The sequence below is a fragment of the Mycobacterium sp. E740 genome (assembly GCF_001672895.1).
Lineage (GTDB): Bacteria > Actinomycetota > Actinomycetes > Mycobacteriales > Mycobacteriaceae > Mycobacterium.
Genome location: NZ_LZKP01000107.1, coordinates 1 through 19,345, shown reverse-complemented (window position 1 = coordinate 19,345; position 19,345 = coordinate 1). Strand labels below are relative to the sequence as shown.

Genomic DNA, 19,345 nt, shown 5'->3' with positions numbered 1-19,345 from the left:
GTAGCGGACGCCGGCCGGTGCGTACGGTTGGGTCATGAGCTTCCCCATCCGAGTCGGCGTTCAACTGCAACCGCAACACTCCCCGAAGTACAGCCACATCCGCGACGCGGTCCGACGGTGTGAGGACATCGGCGTCGACGTCGCGTTCAACTGGGACCACTTCTTCCCGCTGTACGGCGATCCCGACGGCGCCCACTACGAATGCTGGACGATGCTCGGCGCCTGGGCCGAACAGACGTCGCGCATCGAGATCGGCGCACTCGTGACGTGCAACTCGTATCGCAACCCCGAACTGCTCGCCGACATGGCCCGCACCGTCGACCACATCAGCGACGGCCGTCTGATCCTCGGCGTCGGATCAGGTTGGAAGCAAAAGGATTACGACGAGTACGGCTACGAGTTCGGCACCGCGGGCAGCAGGCTCGACGACCTCGCCGCGGCGATGCCGCGCATCGAGTCGCGGCTGGAGAAGCTGAACCCACAGCCCACCCGCGACATTCCGGTGCTCATCGGCGGCGAGGGAGAGAAGAAGACACTGCGGCTCGTCGCCCAGTACGCCGACATCTGGCACACCTTCTCCGACAGCACCAAGTACCCGCGCAAGGCCGAGATCCTGGCCGGCCACTGCGCGGACGTCGGCCGCGACCCGTCGGCGATCGAGCGGTCGGCCGGCGTTTCGGGCAAGGGCGACGACGCGTTGCTCGCCGAAGCCGACGCGCTCGCCGAGCTCGGCATCACGCTGTTGACCGTCGGCGTGAACGGGCCCGACTACGACCTGTCCAAGGCCGAGGCGCTGGTCCGGTGGCGGGACCGTCGTCTCAACGAACGCGGCTGAAACCGGCTTCGGCGCGCCGGACCGCGTGAGAGACTTGCGCCGCAGCGTGCGCACGCGTGGGGGTACCCGCCTATGCCCAAGAAGTATGGGGTCAAGGAGAAAGACCTTGTGGTCGCGCACGTCGTGAACCTGGTCTTGACCGGCAAGCTGCGGTCGGGTGATCGAATAGACCGCAACGAGATCGCGCATGAACTCGGACTGTCGCGCGTGCCGATCCAAGAGGCGGTCGTGCAGCTGGAACACGACGGCATCCTGTCCACCCGCTATCACCGCGGCGCATTCGTCGAGCGCTTCGACGAGGCCTTCGTACGCGAGCACCACGAGCTGCTCGGCTTGCTGACCGGCGTTTCCTCGGCGCGCGCTGCGGCCGACTCGGACTCGCGTGTCGTCGACGAGCTGACCGCGCTGACGAATCAGCTGCGCAGCACCAGGGAGTCCCGCGCGTTTCACGAGGCTGCCTGGCAGTACCGCAGCGTGCTCACCGACGCCTATGCGGGGCCGCGACTGGCGGCGCTGATCAGGTCGGTGCAAGCCTTCATCCCCCGCACTTTCTGGGTCACGTACCTGAGCAACCACGACGAGATGCTGCCGTACTACGAGAACGAGACCGCCGCGATCGGCCGGGGCGATCAGGCCGCGGCGCGCCAGGCGTGTGCCGGTCGCAGCGAGGCGATGGGCCGGATCATGCTCGCCGAACTCGTGCGCCGAGGGGTGCTGCGCCCGGCCGGCGCCTCATCCGTCGCGTTCTGACCGAGCCCGCGCCGCCACAGACCGATACGTTTCTCAGATGACACCGTTCATGCGGCTTCTCCGTACTTCCGTGGTGGTGTTGATCGCGATGCTCGTCATAGGGGCCGGACTCGCCGGACCCGCGCACGCCAATGTCGACCAGTGCGCGCCGCCCGGTATCGCGAGCGCCAGCGCGCTGCCCACCAACCTCGCCGCGGCCGCGAAGGGGCCCGACGAGGACCGGTACACCACCGCGGGTGTCATACCGCTGTCGGCGGTGAACGTCGAGGCGTTGGGGCTGAGCCAGCCGGGCACCTTGACCGTCGGCACGCTCTCCGATGCGCCGCCGAGCATCTGCATCAACTCCGCCGGCCAGTTCACCGGCTTCGACAACGAACTGCTGCGTGCGGTCGCCGACAAGCTGGGTTTGCGGATCAACTTCGTCGGCACCGAGTTCTCGCCGCTGCTGGCGCAAGTGGCGTCGCACCGTTTCGACGTCGGGTCGTCGTCGATCACCACCACCGAAGCGCGGCGCCGCACAGTCGGATTCACCAACGGGTACGACTTCGGCTACTTTTCGCTCGTCGTGCCGACCGGCTCGCCGATCACCGGATTCGACAAGCTGGCGCCCGGCCAGCGCGTCGGCGTGGTGCAGGGCACCGTGCAGGAGAACTACGTCATCGAGACCTTGCACCTGCAGCCGGTCAAATACCCCGACTACAACACCGTCTACACCAGCTTGAAGACCCGACAGATCGACGCGTGGGTGGCGCCGTCGCAGCAGGCGTCGGGAACCGTTCAGCCCGGTGACCCCGCACAGATCATCGAAAACACCTTCAGCTTGGACAATTTCGTCGCCTGGGCCGTCGCCAAGGAGAACCGGCCGCTCATCGACGCGCTGAACTCGGGGCTCGACGCGGTGATCGCCGACGGCACCTGGGCTCGGCTGTACTCCGACTGGGTACCGCGCGCGCTGCCGCCCGGCTGGAAGCCCGGCTCAAAGGCGGCACCCGTGCCGCAGCTACCTGACTTCAACGCGATCGCCGCCGGGAACCCCGCTGCGCCCGCACCTGCGGCGGCGCCCAAATCCGTACTGGCGCAACTGAAAGACGCCTTCCTGGACTGGGACCTGTACAAGCAGGCGGTCCCCGACCTGGTACAGACCGGACTGCCCAACACGCTGATCCTCACGGTGAGCGCCGCCGTCATCGGTTTGGTGCTGGGCATGCTCCTCGCCGTCGCGGGGATTTCCCGGCATCGCTGGCTTCGCTGGCCCGCCCGGGTGTACACGGACATCTTCCGTGGGCTGCCCGAGGTGGTGATCATCCTGCTGATCGGTCTCGGCGTGGGCCCCGTCGTGGGCGGCCTGACCGGAAACAACCCGTATCCGCTGGGCATCGCCGCGCTGGGGTTGATGGCTGCGGCCTACGTCGGGGAGATCTTCCGATCGGGCATCCAGAGCGTCGAACCGGGTCAGATGGAAGCCGCTCGGGCGCTGGGCTTTTCGTACTCGACGTCGATGCGGTTGGTGGTGGTGCCGCAGGGTGTCCGGCGCGTCCTGCCGGCGCTGATGAACCAGTTCATCTCGCTGCTGAAAGCCTCGTCGCTGGTGTACTTCCTGGGGTTGGTCGCCGATCAGCGGGAGCTGTTCCAAGTGGGTCGCGACCTCAACGCGCAGACGGGCAACCTGTCACCGTTGGTCGCGGCAGGACTCTTCTATCTCATGTTGACGGTGCCGCTGACGCATCTGGTCAACTTCATCGACGATCGGCTGCGACGTGGCCGGCCGCCCACCGAGGAGGACCCGCTCGAATTGTCCTCGTCTCTGGAGATGATCTGATGGCTTTCGATCCAGTGTCGTTGAGCGCCAGTGACCTTCACCTCTCGTTCGGACCCAACCCGGTGCTGCGCGGTGTGGACATCGACGTGCCCGCCGGCAGCACCACGGCGGTGATCGGGCCGTCTGGGTCGGGGAAGTCGACGCTGCTGCGGACGTTGAACCGACTCTACGAGCCCGACCGCGGCGACATCCTGCTCGACGGCCGTTCGGTGCTCGCCGACAATCCGGATGAGTTGCGTCAACGCATCGGGATGGTCTTCCAGAGTTTCAACCTCTTCCCGCACCGCAGCGTGCTGGACAACGTGACGCTGGCGCCGCGCAGACTCAAACGGCTCAGCGCCGAGGAGGCGCGCGAACTCGGGCTGGCCGAACTGGACCGGGTCGGGCTGCGCAACAAGGCGGAGATGCGGCCCACCACGCTGTCCGGCGGACAGCAGCAGCGGGTGGCGATCGCGCGGGCTCTGGCGATGGCGCCGCAGGTGATGTTCTTCGACGAGGCCACCTCCGCGCTCGATCCGGAGTTGGTGAAAGGAATCCTCGCTCTGATCGCCGACCTCGGGGCGGCCGGCATGACGATGGTCGTCGTCACGCACGAGATGGGCTTCGCGCGGTCGACGTCAGACGCAGTGGTGTTCATGGACCACGGCAAGGTGGTCGAGGCCGGCCCGCCGGAGCGAATCTTCGACGCTGCCGAGACCGACCGGTTGCAGCGGTTCCTCTCGCAAGTCCTGTGATTTACGTGCTCGTCACGCATCGTGGCAGCGACAGACAGGTTAGACTGCCGAAATTATGGCGGAAGTCGTAGAACCGCAGGTCGCAGAGCTGTCGGGAGAGCTCCAACGGGTGCTCTCCCGGGTTTTCTCGGTCCTGCGGCGCAGCGACACCACCCGTAACGACGCCGGAGACCTCACGCTGGCCCAGCTGTCCATCCTGCTGACGCTGCTGGAGCAGGGCCCGATGCGGATGACGGACCTGGCCGCCCACGAACGCGTACGCACACCCACGACCACGGTGGCGATCCGTCGATTGGAGAAGTTGGGGCTGGTCAAACGCTCCCGCGACCCGTCCGACCTGAGGGCGGTGCTGGTCGACATCACGCCCGACGGGCGCGCGCAACATCAGGAGGCGCTCGAGGTCCGGCGCTCGCACCTGGCCAATCTGCTGGCGAAGCTCAGCCCGGAGGACCTCGAGACGCTGACCAAGGCGATCGCGCCGCTCGAGCGGCTGGCCGAATAGCGCCTCAGCCCAGCCAGTCCAACACCGCCGCGGCGGTCCACGACTGCTGCATACTGCCGAGTGGTTCGCCGGTGAACGGTTCGTAGTACTCGGCGAACGAGCCGTCGCTGGCTTGCCGCAGCCCCTCCTGGCGCAGCAGCCTGGCCCGCTCGGCCCACCCGCGACGCGCGAAACACCAGGAGAACAACCACGTCATCACCGGCCAGACCGGGCCGCGCCAGTACTCACGGGAGCGAAAGTCCCGCGAGACCGGGGAGGTGGAGGGGATCCCGGCGAACTTAAGGTCCGGATGTCCGCAGAACCGCGGGCCCTCCAACAGCTTCACCAGCGCGCGTTCCTTGTCGTGCGGCAGGCCGCCGCACAACAGCGGAGCGAACTGCGCGACCGTCTCGGTGGCCACCCACCTGTCCGCGCGGACGTCGTAATCCCGTGCTGCACCGGTTCTTTCGTCGGTTGCGTCGATGACGCCGCGGCGGAAGCGGGCGCCCCACTCGTAAAGCTCGCGGACGTCGGCGTCCGGGCGTCCGTAGTCCTCGCCGATCTCGGCAAGCACGTCGCACGCGACCGCGAAGATCGCCGAGACGAACACGTCCTCGACCGCGAAGCTCATGGCTTTCGGCAGCAGGTCGTCGTCGTAGCGGGCGGACTTCATCTCCTCGAGCAGCCACAGGTAGCGGTCGTATTCGAGGTCGGACGGCCGCTGGCTGGCGTCAGTGACGATCGTGTTGTCCTCGCGTTGATACTCCGGCACATTGCCCGGAATCACGTTGGCGTAGGCGCTGTCCCAGCGCGGCGAGTTGTCCATGCCGGACTCCCACCCGTGATACAGCGTGACCCGGCCGCGGTTGTGGGGGTCGCGCGCTTCGGCCAGCCAGCGGTGCCAGTTCACCAGGTCGTCCCAGCGGCGATCGAGGAACGCCTCCGCGACCGCGCGGGTGGAGCGGCCGCGGGTGCGGGCGTGATCGAGAATGCGCTGCACCGCGATCGCGTGGACCGGCGGTTGCGTGATGCCGGAGGTGTGGCGGTGCCGCGGCGCGTGCTCGGCAAGAGCGGAGGTGGCCCAGCGCGCCGGGCCCGGGAAGTAGCCGTCCACGCCATTGGCGAACACGATGTGCGGGATCATTCCGTTGCTCCACTGCGCGCTCAGCAGCGTGTCGAGTTCGACGACCGCGCGTTCGACGCTCAGCGGGGCCAGGCCGATGGCCACGAACGCCGCGTCCCAGCTCCACATGTGCGGGTACAGGAGCGGGGCCGCGGTGGTCATCACACCGAGGTCGTTGCCCCGCAGCAGGTACGCGGCGCGGGCCGCGAGCTGGGTCGGATCGAAGCTGTGGTCGGGTGGCATCCGTTCCATGATGCGACGACCGGCGCCCTCTCGCAGGTCGGTAGGGTTTCGACATGCCGACCGCGATGATCACCGGGGCCTCGCGAGGGCTGGGCGCGGCGATCGCGGCGGCGCTGGCAGAGACTCACACGCTGTTTCTGGCCGGGCGCCCGTCGGCAGAGCTCGACGCCGTCGCCGAGCAGTTCGGGGCGACGACATGGCCGGTCGATCTCGCGGACGTCTCCAGCATCGAGGCCGCGGTGGAACCGATCGTCGAGCTCGACGTGTTGATCCACAACGCGGGCGTGGCGTATCCGGGACGGGTGAGCGAGTCGTCCGTTGACGAGTGGCGCGCCACCATGGAAGTCAATCTTGTTGGCGCCGTTGCGCTTACGCTGGCGTTGTTGCCCACGTTGCGGGCTGCGCGGGGACACGTGCTGTTCGTCAACTCGGGGTCGGGCATCAACGCGTCGCCGGGGCTGGCGTCGTACTCGGCGAGCAAGTTCGCATTGCGGTCGTTCGCCGACTCGCTGCGGGCCGACGAGCCGTCGCTGCGAGTGACGTCGGTGCACCCGGGCCGGATCGCCACGGAGATGCAGGAGGGTCTGGTCGCCTACGAGGGCGGCTCGTACGACCCGTCGCGGTTCTTGAGCCCGCAGAGCGTCGCGAAGGTGATCGCCGACGCGGTGCACACGCCGCCGGACGCCCACGTACACGAGGTCATCGTCCGCCCGCGGGGGTGACTTGTGAGTGATTTCGTTCGGTGAGCGATCGTTTTCACGCACAAATCACAAGACGATGTTGACCAGGCGGCCGGCCACCACGATCACCTTCTTCGGCGTCGCCCCGCCGATGAACGCCTGCACCTTCTCGTCGGCCAGCGCGGCGGCCTCCAGCGCGTCGGCGTCCGCGTCGGCCGCGACCGTCACCCGGCCGCGGACCTTGCCGTTGACCTGAACCGGGTATTCGACAGTCTCCTCGACGAGGTACTGCGGGTCGGCCACCGGGAACGGCCCGTGCGCCAGCGACGAGTCGTGGCCGAGCCGCCGCCACAACTCCTCCGCGAGATGCGGAGCCAGCGGCGCGACCATCAACACCAGCGGTTCCAGCGCCGCACGCGCCGTGACGCCTTGCTTCGTCAGATGGTTGGTGTACTCGATCAGCTTGGCCGCCGCGGTGTTGTTGCGCAGGTTCACGTAGTCGTCGGAGACACCGGCGATGGTGCGGTGCAACAACTTCAACGTCTCGGTGTCGATCGCGTCGTCCGTCGCGCCGGTCGCTCCGGTGTTCTCGTCGACCACCAGCCGCCACACCCGCTGCAGGAACCGGTGCGCACCGACGACGTCCTTGGTCGCCCACGGGCGCGACGCCTCAAGCGGGCCCATCGACATCTCGTACACCCGCAACGTGTCGGCACCGTAGTTGTCGCAGATCTCGTCGGGCGACACCGAGTTCTTCAGGCTCTTGCCGATCTTGCCGAACTCCTGGAAGACCTCCACTTCCCCGTCGGGCCCGGCCCAGTAGAACTTGCCTTCGCGCTCAACCACTTCCGCGGCCGGAACGTATGCCCCGCGGGCGTCGGTGTAGGCGAACGCCTGGATGTAACCCTGGTTCACCAGGCGGCGGAACGGTTCGCGGGAGGTGACATGTCCGAGGTCGTGGAGGACCTTGTGCCAGAACCGCACATACAGCAGGTGCAGCACCGCGTGCTCGACGCCACCGACGTACAGGTCGACACCACCTGGGTCGTCGGCGCCGTGTTCGGCCGGGCGCGGACCCATCCAATAGGCCTCGTTCTCCTTGGCGCACAGCTCTTCTTGATTGAGCGGGTCCGTGTAGCGCAGCTCGTACCAGGAGCTGGCCGCCCACTGCGGCATGACGTTCGTGTCGCGGGTGTAGGGCTTGAGCCCGTCGCCGAGGTCCAGTTCGACGTTCACCCAGTCGGTGGCCTTGGCCAGTGGCGGCGAGGGCTCGCTGTCGGCGTCGTCGGGGTCGAACAGCACCGGCGCATAGTCGGGCACGTCGGGCAGTTCGACCGGCAGCTCCGACTCCGGCAGCGGATGCGCCCGGCCGTCAGCGTCGTAGACGATGGGAAACGGCTCGCCCCAGTATCGTTGGCGTGCGAACAGCCAGTCGCGCAGCTTGTACTCGACGCGCTGCTGTGCGCGGCCGGCCGCGGCCAACCGTGTGGTGATCTCTTCCTTGGCCACTGCGACGCTGAGCCCGTCGAGATAGTCGGAGTTCACGATCGGGCCGTCGCCGGTGTACGCGGCCTGCGAGATGTCCCCGCCTGCGACGACTTCCACGATCGGCAGCCCGAACTGTGTCGCGAAGTCCCAGTCCCGGTGATCATGCGCCGGCACCGCCATGATGGCTCCCGTGCCGTAGCCGAGCAGCACGTAGTCGGCGATGAACACCGGAACCCGTTGACCGTTGGCGGGATTGGTCGCGTACGCGCCGAGGAACACACCCGTCTTGGTCTTGTTCTCCTGGCGCTCCAGGTCCGACTTCGCCGCGATCGCCGCGCGGTACGCGGCGACGGCTTCGGCCGGTGTCGCCGAGCCGTACGTCCACCGCTCGTCGACACCGGCAGGCCACTCGTCGGCGGTGAGCCGATCGACCAACTCGTGCTCCGGCGCCAGCACCATGTACGTCGCACCGAACAACGTGTCCGGCCGGGTAGTGAACACCTCGATGTCGCCCGCCTCGGTCCCGAACTCCACCGCAGCTCCCGTCGACCGGCCGATCCAGTTGCGCTGCATGGTCTTGACCTTCTCCGGCCAGTCCAGCACATCGAGATCGTCGAGCAGCCGATCCGAGTACGCGGTGATGCGCATCATCCACTGCCGCAACCGCTTGCGGAACACTGGGAAGTTGCCACGCTCGCTGCGGCCGTCCGCGGTGACCTCCTCGTTGGCCAGCACGGTACCCAGCCCCGGACACCAGTTCACCAGCGAGTCGGCGTGGTACACCAGGCGATAGGAGTCGACGGCCTCGGCGCGCTCCGACTCCGGCAACGATTCCCACGCGCGGCCGTCATCCAGAGCCCTTGCGCCGGAATCGAGTTCAGCGATCAAGTCCGCTATCGGTCGTGCTTTGCCGGTCGATGCGTCGAACCACGCGTCGTAGATCTGCAGGAAGATCCATTGCGTCCACTTGTAGAAGTCGACGTCGGTGGTGGCGAAGCTGCGCCGCGAGTCGTGGCCGAAACCCAGCCTGCCCAGCTGGCGCTTGAAGTTGACGATGTTGGCCTCGGTCCGGATCCGGGGATGCGTCCCGGTCTGGATCGCGTACTGCTCCGCCGGCAGTCCGAACGCGTCGAAACCCAAGGCGTGCAACACATTGCGGCCGGTCATGCGGAAGTAGCGCGCGTAGACGTCGGTCGCGATGTACCCCAGCGGGTGGCCCACATGCAGGCCTTCGCCGGACGGGTACGGGAACATGTCCTGGACGAACATCTTGTCGGCGGGCACCTGCGAACCATCGGCCGGCGCCAGGCTGCCGACGGGATTGGGCACGTGGAAGGTCCCGGCCTCCTCCCACCGCTGCTGCCAGGTGCGCTCGATCTGCCCGGCCAGCTCCGCGGTGTAGCGGTGCTGCGGGGTGTCGGTCGTCGGCGCGTCTGTCACGTGAACAGGGTATAAGCACCCGACCGGACGCTCGCCCGGCCACGGGTTGGTCTCGGTTCCGTTGCAGGGATGTCAGAACACTGTTGCAGCTCGATTCCGACGCTGGTGGCCGACGATCGACGATGGATACAGTCAGCGCCTGACCCTCCCACGTGCTGTTCGGAAGGACCGACGCAGATGATCGAGATCGCCCCTCGCTGGCGGATTCTGGCCGCAGGTCTGGCCGCCGCCACCGCCGGCGTCCTCGGCTTCGCGGGCACGACCGCATCGGCCGAACCCCTCGTCCCGCAACCGCCGCTGCCCGCGCCCGCCACGGTCACCCAGACCGTCACGGTCGCCCCCAACGCGCAAGCTCTCGCCAACCCGGGTGTGAGTCCGGCCACTGCTGCCGCCCCCGGTTCCGTCGCGTCCCCGGCAACCGCCGGCGTCCCCGGTGCGGCCGCCTCCCCCGGGCTGGTCGCTCCGGTCGCACCCGCCCCGCCCGTCGCCACGATCCAACCGGCGACGTCCGGCACGCTGACCGAGTTCTTCGCCAGCAAGGGTGTCAGGCTCGAGCCGCAGTCGAGCCGGGACTTCAAGGCGCTCAACATCGTGCTGCCGATGCCGCGCGGCTGGGCGCACGTGCCCGATCCGAACGTGCCCGACGCGTTCGCCGTGATCGCCGACCGGGTGGGCGGCAACGGCCTCTACACGTCGAACGCGCAGGTGGTGGTGTACAAGCTGGTTGGCGACTTCGACCCGAAAGAGGCGATCAGCCACGGCTTCATCGACAGCGCGAAGCTGCCCGCCTGGCGCTCGACCGACGCCTCGCTCGCCGACTTCGGCGGTATGCCGTCGGCGTTGATCGAGGGCACCTACCGCGAGAACAACATGACGTTGAACACCTCGCGCCGCCACGTCATCGCGACCGTCGGCCCGGACAGGTACCTGGTGTCTCTGTCGGTGACGACGAGCGTCGACCAGGTGGTCCCGGCGGCGGACGCCACCGACGCGATCGTCAACGGGTTCCGGGTCAGCGTGCCCGGGCAGCCCGCCGCGACGCCGCCGGCGGCCATCCCCGGCGCTGCAGCGGTCCCCGGCGCTGCACCGGTCCCCGGCACTGCGCCTGCACCTGCGGCACCGGCCGCGCCCGCCGTAGCGGCTGCCCCGCCCGCGGCAGCGCTGGGCCTGCCGAGCTGAGCCTGTCCCCCGGGCGAAGCCTGGCGCCCGGGGGACGCCCCAAACCCCCACACCTCGTATCCTTTGGCTCATGCTCATCGCCGCGGTGCTCTGCCTGTGCGCCGCCGCCGTGACCGCGGGACTCGGCGGGTGGCTGCTGCGCCGTCCGCCGTCCGGTGACCCTGTGCGGGCGGTACTGCGCTCGGTTGCCCCCACGCAGCTCGCGGCCGCAACGATGCTCGCCGCCGGCGGCGGTGTCGCGCTCGTGGCCGAACCCAGGATCGCCGTCGTCGTGCTGATCGTCTGTGTGCTCGGCGCGGTCGGCACGGTGGCGACCGGATGCTGGCAGAGCGCCAAGGCCGTCGCAATAGCCGATGCGCAGCGCGCAGCGGCGAGTTCCGGCGGCTGCGGCGGCGCGTGCGCCGGGTGCACGCTGTCCTGCAGCTGACTAGTTACGGCTCACGTCGATGGGATGGGTCGCCAATAACGACAGGGGCAACGGCTGGCGGCGCAGCACCCGCGACCACAGGTCGACGCGCGGTTCGACGAGAACGTCAGATGGCAACGCCGACAACACAATCCAATCGTCGCGTTCGATCTCGCCATCGAGCTGGCCGATCGTCCAACCCGAGTAGCCCGCGAAGATCCGTACGCCCTCGACCACGGGCGCGATGGTGTCCGGGTCGGCGTCGAGGTCGACCATCACCATGCGGCCCTGCACGTGCCGCAGACCCGGCACGTCGGCGGCTTCCATCCCCGCGCGCAGGCTCGCGAGGCACAGCGCCGCATCGCGCTTGACGGGTCCCCCGATGAACATCGTCTTCGGCTTGGCGGCCAGCTTCGCCCACTGCGGTAACACGTTGTACACCGCGGTCTCGCTCGCCCGGTTCAGCACCACGCCGAGCGTGCCGCCGTCGTTGTGCTCGACGACGTAGATCACGCTGCGGCGAAACGTCGGCTCCAGCAGATCGGTGTTGGCGAGAAGCAGTGTCCCGGCCCGCACGCGCGGCGCCGCGGGAGCGATGAAGTCCTCCGGGTCCTCTGACTGCGCCACCTGACCATAATGGCACCGTGACCGCCCTCGTGGCGGGCAAGCGCGGACCCCGCCGCGATATTTGTACTGTGGATGCGGTCCCGATCCGAACCGTCTAGGAACGTGAATCTCCCGTGACCGATCTGCGTGCGCCCATCGCCGTCTGGCGTTCGGTGCGTGAGCTGCCGGACTTCTGGCGGCTCCTGGAACTCCGGGCGGTCAGCCAGTTCGGCGACGGCCTGTTCGCCGCGGGGCTGGCGGGCGCGATCCTGTTCAATCCGGAGCGGGCGGCCGAACCGTGGGCGATCGCCGGGGCGTTCGCCGTGCTGTTCCTGCCCTACTCGCTGCTCGGGCCGTTCGCCGGTGCGCTGCTCGACCGGTGGGATCGCCGCCTGGTGCTGGTCGGGGCGAACGGCGGCCGGCTGGCGTTGGTGTTCGCCGTCGCGGCGCTGCTCGAAGTCGGAGCCGGCGATCTGCCGATCCTGTGCTGCGCGCTGATCGTCAACGGGTTCACCCGGTTCGTCTCCTCCGGGCTGTCGGCGGCGCTGCCGCACGTCGTGCCGAGGCAGCAGGTCGTCAGCATGAACTCGGTCGCGACCGCGACGGGCGCGGCGGCCGCCTTCCTCGGCGCCAACTTCATGCTGCTGCCCCGCTGGCTGTTCGGCGCCGACGACGCGGGCGCCGCCGCGATCATCTTGATCGTCGCCGTTCCGGTGGCGTTGGCGCTGTGGCTGGCGTGGCGCTTCCCGCCGCACCTGCTCGGCCCCGACGACAGCGTGCGCGCGATCCACGGCTCGGTCGTCTACGCGGTGGCCACCGGCTGGGTGCACGGCATCCGCACGGTCGCGGCGGTGCCGACCGTCGCTGCGACGCTGGCCGGCTTGGCCGCGCACCGCATGGCGTTCGGAATCAACAGCCTGCTGGTGCTGGTGATGGTGCGCCATACCGACACTCAAGAAGTCGCGGGCCTGGGTACGGCGGTGCTGTTCGTCGCCGCCACCGGCATCGGGTCGTTCATCGCGGCGGCTGTCATGCCCGTGGCGGTGCGACGCTGGGGCCGGTACGCCACCGCCAACGCCGCGCTGGCGATCGCCGCGTTGATCCAGCTCGCCGGTTCGGGTCTGCAACTGGCGATGATGGTGGCGTGCGGCTTCCTGCTCGGCATGGCGGGCCAAGTCGTCAAGCTGTGCGCCGACAGCGCGATGCAGCTCGACGTCGACGACGCGTTGCGCGGCCACGTCTTCACGGTGCAAGACTCGCTGTTCTGGATGGCGTTCATCACCGCAATCGCGTTGGCGGCGAGCGTGATTCCGCCCGACGGACACCAGCCGGCGCTCGCGCTGGCGGGCGTCGGGGTGTACCTCGCCGGACTGGCGGCGCACGCGGCGATCGCCAGGCGGGCGTCGTCGACGCCGGGCTAAGGTGACGGGCATGGCTGGTGCCGCGCCGATGGTGGCCGACCTCCGCGCCGAGAGCGACGAACTCGACGCGATCGTCGCCGACCTTCCCGTCGCACGCTGGGCCGAGCCGACCCCGGCGCCGGGTTGGACGGTCGCGCACCAGATCGCTCATCTGCTGTGGACCGATCGCGTCGCGCTGACCGCCGTCACCGACGAAGCGGGGTTCGCCGCCTTGCTCGAGGAGGCGGGCAAGAACCCGGCCGGCTTCGTCGACGCAGGCGCCGAGGATTTGGCCGCCGTGCCGCCCGAGGAGCTGCTCGCCGACTGGCGGGACACGCGCGCCCGGCTGCACGCCGAACTGCTGACTGTGGCCGACGGGCGAAAGCTGCCGTGGTTCGGGCCGCCGATGAGTGCGGCGTCGATGGCGACGGCCCGGCTGATGGAGACGTGGGCGCACGGCCTCGACGTCGCCGATGCGCTCGGTGTGCAACGGACCGCCACCGCGCGGCTGCGCTCGATTGCGCATATCGGGGTGCGCACCCGGGATTTCTCGTTCGTCATCAACGGGCTCCAGCCGCCCGCCGAGCCGTTTCGCGTCGAGTTGATCGCACCCGACGGGTCGACGTGGTCGTGGGGCCCGGAGGACGCCGGGCAGCGGGTGACCGGCTCGGCGGAGGACTTCTGCATGCTGGTCACCCAGCGTCGGCGCCGGTCGACGCTGGACGTGCTTGCGGTCGGCTCCGATGCCGAGCGTTGGCTGGGCATCGCGCAGGCGTTCGCCGGCCCGCCGGGGCCCGGCCGCTCATAGCGCGCAGGGTCAGAGCTCGTCGGCGCCGTCGGCGTGGCCGTCGCCGTCGCTGTCGGTCAGCTTCACGTCCCACCGGCCGTCGGCATCGGTGTCGACGAATGCAGATCCCCCGCCGAGCGCCCGGTCGGCGAGCCCGTCACCGTTGACATCGAGCAACCGGTCATCGGCCTGCCCGTCGCCCTCGAGGTCGACCAGCGGCCCGCCGAACTGTTCGACGCCGTCGAGACCGAACCACCGCAGCTGCCCGCCGCGGTCAACGCTGACCGTCCACGTGCCGGTGCCGTCGTCGGAGAAGTACGCGGCCCCGTCGGCGTCGGAGGTGACGTCGCGCACCAGGTATTCGGCGTGCCCGTCGGCGTCGAGGTCGGCCATCGCGTCGTCGATCAGCCCGTCATCGTCGAAGTCGAGCCCTACCGCGTCGAAGGACCCGTCGCCGTCCACATCCACATCCGGCGCGGCGGACCACACCGTCGCCGTTCCGTCGCCGTCACTGAGGCAGTAGTCCATACCCGTTCAGACGCGGCACGCCCGCGAACGGTTCCGCGCGGCCCTTCGACGGTCAGCCGCGCGCGGTCCACCACGCCAGCAGTTCGCCCACCGCTTCCTCCCGCGACAGCGGGCCGCGGTCCAGGCGCAACTCCTTCAGGTACTGCCAGGCCTCGCCCACCTGCGGGCCGGCCGGAATGCCGAGAATCTCCATGATCTCGTTGCCGTTGAGGTCCGGCCGCACGCGGGCGAGATCCTCCTTCTCGGCCAGCTCGGCGATCCGGTGCTCGAGGTCGTCGTAGTTGGCCTGCAGCCGCGCGGCGCGGCGCTTGTTTCGGGTGGTGCAGTCGGCGCGCACCAGCTTGTGCAGCTTTCCCAGCAGCGGGCCGGCGTCGGTGACGTACCGGCGCACCGCCGAGTCCGTCCACTTGCCGCCGCCGTAACCATGGAACCGCAGGTGCAGGTACACCAGCTGGGAAACGTCGTCGACCATCTGCTTCGAATACTTGAGCGCGCGCATCCGTTTGCGGGCCATCTTCGCGCCGACGACCTCGTGGTGATGGAAGCTCACCCCGCCGTCCGGTTCGTGCCTGCGGGTGGCGGGCTTGCCGATGTCGTGCAGCAGCGCCGCCCAGCGCAGCACCAAGTCAGGGCCGTCGTCCTCGAGTGCGATCGCCTGCTTCAGCACCGTCAGCGAATGCCAGTAGACATCCTTGTGCTGGTGGTGCTCGTCGATGGCCATCCGCATCGCACCGACCTCCGGCAGCACGACGTCGCCGAGCCCGGTCTGCACCATCAGGTCGATGCCCGCGGCCGGGTCGGTGCCGAGCAGCAGCTTGTCCAGTTCGACGGCCACCCTTTCCGCGGTGATGCGGCTCAGCTGCGGCGCCATCTCCACCAGAGCCTCGAGCACCCGCGGGGCGACGGTGAACTCCAGCTGCGAGACGAACCGCGCCGCGCGCAGCATCCGCAGCGGATCGTCGCCGAACGACACCTCCGGCCCGGCGGGCGTGTCGAGCGTCTTCGCGCGCAGCGCGGCCAATCCGTTCAGCGGATCGTGGAACCCGGTGGCCCCGTCGGCGGTCACCCGCACGGCCATCGCGTTGACGGTGAAGTCGCGGCGCCTCAGGTCGTCGTCGAGGCTGTCGCCGAAGCGCACCTCCGGGTTGCGCGACACCTGGTCGTAACTGTCGGCGCGGTAGGTGGTGATCTCGAGCCGCAGCTCATCCTTGCCGACGCCGAGCGTGCCGAACTCGATGCCGGTGTCCCACAGCGAGTCGGCCCACGGCCGCAGCAACTTCTGCATCTGCTCGGGCCGGGCGTCGGTGGTGAAGTCGAGATCCGTCAGCGGCCGGTCGAGCAGGGCGTCGCGGACACTGCCGCCGACGAGGTACAGCTCGTGACCGGCCGACGCGAACAGCCGGCCGAGTTCGCGCAGCACCCCGCCATGGCGGTTCAGCGCAACTTGCGCGGTGGCAAGCAGTTCGGCGTCGGTCGGGGCTTCGGGCACGTTCGGACAGCCTAATCGGATACGGCTCTGTCACGACCGGTGAGTGCGGCGGGAGCGAAAGTGGGTGGCAGCTACTATCGCTTGGGTGTCGGACGGCGAGCAGGCCAAACCACGACGGCGCCGGGGGCGTCGCCGCGGCCGACGCGCGGCAGGTCCGCCCGAAGCGGCCTCCGACCAGTCGACACGCCCCGTCCCCCACCCCGTCCCGGGTGCGCACCGCGCCAACGCCGCACTCAACGGAAGCACCGACGGCCAGCCCGCGCAGGCAAAGAAGTCCCGGCCGCGGCGACCGCCGGACCGGCTGCGGACCGTGCACGAGACCTCGGCCGGCGGACTGGTCATCGACGGGATCGACGGCCCCAAGGACGGACAGGTCGCGGCGCTGATCGGGCGCATCGACCGGCGCGGCCGGATGCTGTGGTCCCTGCCCAAGGGGCACATCGAGATGGGCGAGACGGCGGAGCAGACCGCGATCCGCGAAGTCGCCGAGGAGACCGGTATCCAGGGCAGCGTCCTCGCGGCGCTGGGCAGCATCGACTACTGGTTCGTCACCGAAGGCCGGCGCGTGCACAAGACCGTGCACCACTATCTGATGCGATTCCTCGGCGGTGAGCTGTCCGACGAGGACGTCGAGGTCACCGAGGTGGCCTGGGTGCCGCTCAAAGAGCTGCCGAAGCGGCTGGCCTACGCCGACGAGCGCCGGCTCGCCGAGGTCGCCGGCGAACTGATCGACAAGCTGCACGCCGACGGTCCCGCCGCGCTGCCGCCGCTTCCCCACTCCTCGCCGAGGCGCCGGCCCCAGACGCATTCGCACACTCGCAACCGTCGCCCCGACGAACGCGCTCAGCACCAGCCCGGCCGGCGGACGAACGGCTGCGGACAGGGCCCGTGAGCCCGACGGCACCCCGCGTGCTGCTGCGCCTGCTGGCCGCGCTGTTGCTGGTTGCGCTCGGCGCCGTTCCGGTCGCACTGCCGCGCGCCGCCACCGGCGAACCCGCCGCCAACCCGTTCCTGCAGGTGCGCATCGACCGCGTCAACCCGGACGTGGTGACCACCACCAGCGAGGCAACCGTGACCGTCACCGGCGTCGTGCGCAACGTCGGCGACCGGCCGGTGCGCGACGTGGTGGTGCGGCTGGAGCACGCCGCCGCGGTCCGGACGTCCAGCGGCCTGCGAACCAACCTCACCGGCGACGTCGACCAGTTCGAACCGGTCGGAGATTTCGTCACGCTCACCCCGGAACTGGCTCGGGGACAAGAGGTTCCGTTCAACCTGTCGTATCCGCTGCGCGCGTCGGGCCAGCCGTCGCTCGACATCGCCAAGCCCGGGGTGTACCCGGTGATGGTCAACGTGAACGGCACCCCGGACTACGGCGAGCCCGCCCGCCTCGACGCCGCCCGGTTCCTGTTGCCGGTGCTCGGCGTACCGCAGGAGACGGCGGCGGGCTCGACGGAGGCGGTGGCCGCGGTCGAACCGCCCGACACCTCTCAACCGGTGGCCGTGACGCTGCTGTGGCCGATCGCGGACCGCCCCCGGCTGGCGGCCGGTGCACCCGGCGGCGCCACGCCGGTCCGGCTGACCGACGACGACCTCGCGACGTCGCTGGCCGCCAACGGACGGCTCGACACGTTGCTGTCGGCCGCCGAGTTCGCCACCAGCCCGGAGGTCGACCCCGACGGACGGGTGCGCGCGGCGACGTGCCTTGCCGTCGACCCCGATCTGCTCGTCACGGTCAACGCGATGACGGCCGGCTACGTCGTCAACATCGGCACCGACAGCGGGCCCGGAACTCCGACCCGGCCCGGTGCCGGCCAGAACGCCGCGGTGGCGTGGCTGAACCGGCTCAAGGCGCTGGCGCCGCGGATGTGCGTCGTCGCGACCACGTACGCGCAGGCCGACCTCGACGCGTTGCGCCGCGTCGGCGATCCCGGACTGAGCAGGATCGCGACTGTCTCCGCGGGCGACATCGTCGACCAGATCCTCGGCGTGGTCTCGGTGCGCGGCGCCAGCCTCGTCGGCGACGGACCGCTGACCGGTCCGGCTGTGCGGTTGCTGTCCGACCAGGGCGGCCCGACGGTCGCGATTGCGGCCGGATCGGAGTCTCCGAACGCCACCTTTGACGCCGCCGGCATCGCCGACACCAGACCGGTGCGCTACACGCCGCAGGTCGTCGCCGCGCCGTTCGATGCGGCCGTCGGCGCCGCACTGGCGGGGACCGGCGCCGACCCGGTGGCCCCGGCGTATCTGGAACATTCCCTGCACGTCCCGCTGCACCACGACTCGGTGGTGGCCCGGCGTCAGGACGCTCTCGGCGCAGTGCTGTGGCGGGGGCTTAACCCCGACGTCGCGCCGCGTACTCAGCTCCTCATGCCGCCGTTGGCGTGGAGCCTGCAGCCCGACGACGCGCGCGCGGTGTTCACCGCCGTGGCGACCGCGATCAACGCCGGCCTTGCGCAGCCTCGGCCGCTGCCTGCGGTCATCGCCGAGAGCAACGCGATCCCACCGCAGGACGCGGCGGCGATGCCCGGTGACAAGCTGGGCAATCCGGACGCCCGGTTCGACGACGCCGTGGTCTCCGGCATCTCCGCGGTCACCGCGCGAGTGTGGCGGCTCACCGCGGCGTTGACCACCGATGCGCGCACCGGACTGACCGGGTACGGCTACACCGCGCCGCTGCGCGAGGACATGCTGCGCGCGCTGAGCCAGTCGGTGCCACCCGATGCGCGCAACGGCCTTGCGCAGCAACGACTCACGACCGTCGGCCACACTGTCGACGACATCTCCAATGCGGTCACCATCGTCAACCCGGGCGGCTCCTACACCCTGGCGACCGAACACAGCCCGCTGCCGCTGGCACTGCGCAACGACCTGCCGGTGCCGATCCGCGTGCGCCTGCACGTCGACGCGCCACCCGGGATGACGGTGACCGACATGGGCGAGATCGAGTTGCCGCCCGGCTATCTGCCGTTGCGGGTCCCGATCGAGGTGCACTTCACCCAGCGGTTCGCCGTGGACGTGGCGCTGCGCACCGCCGACGGCCTGCCGCTCGGCGAACCGGTGCGCCTTTCGGTGCACTCCAACGCCTACGGCAAGGTGCTGTTCTTCATCACCCTGTCCGCCGGTGCAGTGCTGGTGCTGCTCGCCGGGCGCCGGCTGTGGCACCGGTTCCGCGGCCAACCGGACCGCGCCGACTTAGAAGCCGACCCCCATCGTCCCGACCCGCTCGACGTGGCGCTGCGCTACGACGACGACATCGCCGACGCTTCGCTGGACCGGTCCGGACGCAAGGGCACCGGCGCGCGCGGGGGCACGCGGTGAACAGCGCCGGGCCGCAACGGCCCCCGCGCCGCCCACCCC

The 19,345-nt window shown here is 69.6% G+C and carries 17 protein-coding genes; 12 read left to right on the top strand and 5 right to left on the bottom strand.

The window, feature by feature from the left end; genetic code table 11:
• The first annotated feature begins 34 nt into the window (after positions 1–34).
• The 5 genes from A5663_RS10200 (at position 35) to A5663_RS10180 (ending at position 4,640) form a co-directional block, all read left to right on the top strand.
• On the top strand, positions 35–835 hold the full coding sequence (locus tag A5663_RS10200; RefSeq protein WP_068147645.1) for an LLM class F420-dependent oxidoreductase: 801 nt from the start codon (positions 35–37) through the stop codon (positions 833–835).
• Between the two features lie 72 nt (positions 836–907).
• On the top strand, positions 908–1,585 hold the full coding sequence (locus A5663_RS10195) for a GntR family transcriptional regulator (RefSeq protein ID WP_068147642.1): 678 nt from the start codon (positions 908–910) through the stop codon (positions 1,583–1,585).
• 49 nt (positions 1,586–1,634) lie between these two features.
• Complete coding sequence (locus A5663_RS10190) at positions 1,635–3,404, top strand: ABC transporter substrate-binding protein/permease (RefSeq protein ID WP_068147793.1); 1,770 nt, start codon at positions 1,635–1,637, stop codon at positions 3,402–3,404.
• Positions 3,404–4,138, top strand: a complete 735-nt coding sequence (locus tag A5663_RS10185; protein ID WP_068147639.1) for an amino acid ABC transporter ATP-binding protein — start codon at positions 3,404–3,406, stop codon at positions 4,136–4,138. The genes A5663_RS10190 and A5663_RS10185 overlap by 1 nt, the downstream gene beginning before the upstream one ends.
• Before the next feature lie 55 nt (positions 4,139–4,193).
• Complete coding sequence (locus A5663_RS10180; RefSeq protein ID WP_068147636.1) at positions 4,194–4,640, top strand: MarR family winged helix-turn-helix transcriptional regulator; 447 nt, start codon at positions 4,194–4,196, stop codon at positions 4,638–4,640.
• Positions 4,641–4,644: 4 nt separating this feature from the next.
• Here A5663_RS10180 and A5663_RS10175 read toward each other — a convergent pair whose 3' ends face one another.
• Positions 4,645–5,985: an amylo-alpha-1,6-glucosidase gene (locus A5663_RS10175; protein WP_068147792.1), complete on the bottom strand. Its 1,341-nt coding sequence runs from the start codon at positions 5,983–5,985 to the stop codon at positions 4,645–4,647.
• A gap of 53 nt (positions 5,986–6,038) precedes the next feature.
• Here A5663_RS10175 and A5663_RS10170 point away from each other — a divergent pair, with 53 nt between their 5' ends.
• Positions 6,039–6,707 (top strand): SDR family oxidoreductase, encoded by a 669-nt coding sequence (locus tag A5663_RS10170; RefSeq protein WP_068147633.1) that lies wholly within the window; start codon positions 6,039–6,041, stop codon positions 6,705–6,707.
• Positions 6,708–6,752: 45 nt separating this feature from the next.
• Here A5663_RS10170 and leuS read toward each other — a convergent pair whose 3' ends face one another.
• The gene (leuS, locus tag A5663_RS10165; RefSeq protein ID WP_068147628.1) at positions 6,753–9,593 is read right to left on the bottom strand and encodes a leucine--tRNA ligase; all 2,841 of its coding nucleotides are present in this window, start codon (positions 9,591–9,593) and stop codon (positions 6,753–6,755) included.
• Positions 9,594–9,770: 177 nt separating this feature from the next.
• Between leuS and A5663_RS10160 the strand changes: the two genes are divergently transcribed.
• Both A5663_RS10160 and A5663_RS10155 read left to right on the top strand, forming a co-directional pair.
• Positions 9,771–10,772, top strand: a complete 1,002-nt coding sequence (locus A5663_RS10160; RefSeq protein WP_068147625.1) for an LpqN/LpqT family lipoprotein — start codon at positions 9,771–9,773, stop codon at positions 10,770–10,772.
• Between the two features lie 70 nt (positions 10,773–10,842).
• A complete protein-coding gene (locus A5663_RS10155) occupies positions 10,843–11,199 on the top strand; it encodes a hypothetical protein (RefSeq protein ID WP_068147621.1) in 357 nt (118 codons plus the stop codon).
• Here the strand turns inward: A5663_RS10155 and A5663_RS10150 are convergent, their stop codons facing one another.
• Positions 11,200–11,805, bottom strand: a complete 606-nt coding sequence (locus tag A5663_RS10150) for a YqgE/AlgH family protein (RefSeq protein WP_068147619.1) — start codon at positions 11,803–11,805, stop codon at positions 11,200–11,202.
• Positions 11,806–11,918: 113 nt separating this feature from the next.
• Between A5663_RS10150 and A5663_RS10145 the strand changes: the two genes are divergently transcribed.
• Together A5663_RS10145 and A5663_RS10140 are read left to right on the top strand one after the other, a co-directional pair.
• Complete coding sequence (locus A5663_RS10145; RefSeq protein WP_068147616.1) at positions 11,919–13,205, top strand: MFS transporter; 1,287 nt, start codon at positions 11,919–11,921, stop codon at positions 13,203–13,205.
• 10 nt (positions 13,206–13,215) lie between these two features.
• Entirely contained in the window at positions 13,216–13,992 is a 777-nt protein-coding gene (locus tag A5663_RS10140) for a TIGR03084 family metal-binding protein (RefSeq protein ID WP_068147789.1), read from the top strand.
• 9 nt (positions 13,993–14,001) lie between these two features.
• On the opposite strand, the gene A5663_RS10135 is transcribed toward A5663_RS10140, so the two are convergent.
• Both A5663_RS10135 and A5663_RS10130 read right to left on the bottom strand, forming a co-directional pair.
• On the bottom strand, positions 14,002–14,499 hold the full coding sequence (locus A5663_RS10135; protein ID WP_068147613.1) for a pullulanase: 498 nt from the start codon (positions 14,497–14,499) through the stop codon (positions 14,002–14,004).
• Positions 14,500–14,551: 52 nt separating this feature from the next.
• On the bottom strand, positions 14,552–15,988 hold the full coding sequence (locus A5663_RS10130) for a CCA tRNA nucleotidyltransferase (protein WP_068147610.1): 1,437 nt from the start codon (positions 15,986–15,988) through the stop codon (positions 14,552–14,554).
• An 85-nt stretch (positions 15,989–16,073) separates the two neighbouring features.
• Between A5663_RS10130 and A5663_RS10125 the strand changes: the two genes are divergently transcribed.
• Positions 16,074–16,880: an NUDIX hydrolase gene (locus A5663_RS10125; protein ID WP_068147607.1), complete on the top strand. Its 807-nt coding sequence runs from the start codon at positions 16,074–16,076 to the stop codon at positions 16,878–16,880.
• On the top strand, positions 16,877–19,306 hold the full coding sequence (locus tag A5663_RS10120) for a hypothetical protein (RefSeq protein ID WP_068147604.1): 2,430 nt from the start codon (positions 16,877–16,879) through the stop codon (positions 19,304–19,306). The genes A5663_RS10125 and A5663_RS10120 overlap by 4 nt, the downstream gene beginning before the upstream one ends.
• Positions 19,307–19,345: the final 39 nt, after the last annotated feature.

What these genes read in the sequence shown, in the direction of transcription:
- A5663_RS10200 (WP_068147645.1), top strand. Translation starts at nt 35, where the DNA reads ATGAGCTTCCCCATCCGAGTCGGCGTTCAACTGCAACCGCAACACTCC.
- A5663_RS10195 (WP_068147642.1), top strand. Translation starts at nt 908, where the DNA reads ATGCCCAAGAAGTATGGGGTCAAGGAGAAAGACCTTGTGGTCGCGCAC.
- A5663_RS10190 (WP_068147793.1), top strand. Translation starts at nt 1,635, where the DNA reads ATGCGGCTTCTCCGTACTTCCGTGGTGGTGTTGATCGCGATGCTCGTC.
- A5663_RS10185 (WP_068147639.1), top strand. Translation starts at nt 3,404, where the DNA reads ATGGCTTTCGATCCAGTGTCGTTGAGCGCCAGTGACCTTCACCTCTCG.
- A5663_RS10180 (WP_068147636.1), top strand. Translation starts at nt 4,194, where the DNA reads ATGGCGGAAGTCGTAGAACCGCAGGTCGCAGAGCTGTCGGGAGAGCTC.
- A5663_RS10175 (WP_068147792.1), bottom strand. Translation starts at nt 5,985, where the DNA reads ATGCCACCCGACCACAGCTTCGATCCGACCCAGCTCGCGGCCCGCGCC.
- A5663_RS10170 (WP_068147633.1), top strand. Translation starts at nt 6,039, where the DNA reads ATGCCGACCGCGATGATCACCGGGGCCTCGCGAGGGCTGGGCGCGGCG.
- A5663_RS10160 (WP_068147625.1), top strand. Translation starts at nt 9,771, where the DNA reads ATGATCGAGATCGCCCCTCGCTGGCGGATTCTGGCCGCAGGTCTGGCC.
- A5663_RS10155 (WP_068147621.1), top strand. Translation starts at nt 10,843, where the DNA reads ATGCTCATCGCCGCGGTGCTCTGCCTGTGCGCCGCCGCCGTGACCGCG.
- A5663_RS10140 (WP_068147789.1), top strand. Translation starts at nt 13,216, where the DNA reads ATGGCTGGTGCCGCGCCGATGGTGGCCGACCTCCGCGCCGAGAGCGAC.
- A5663_RS10135 (WP_068147613.1), bottom strand. Translation starts at nt 14,499, where the DNA reads ATGGACTACTGCCTCAGTGACGGCGACGGAACGGCGACGGTGTGGTCC.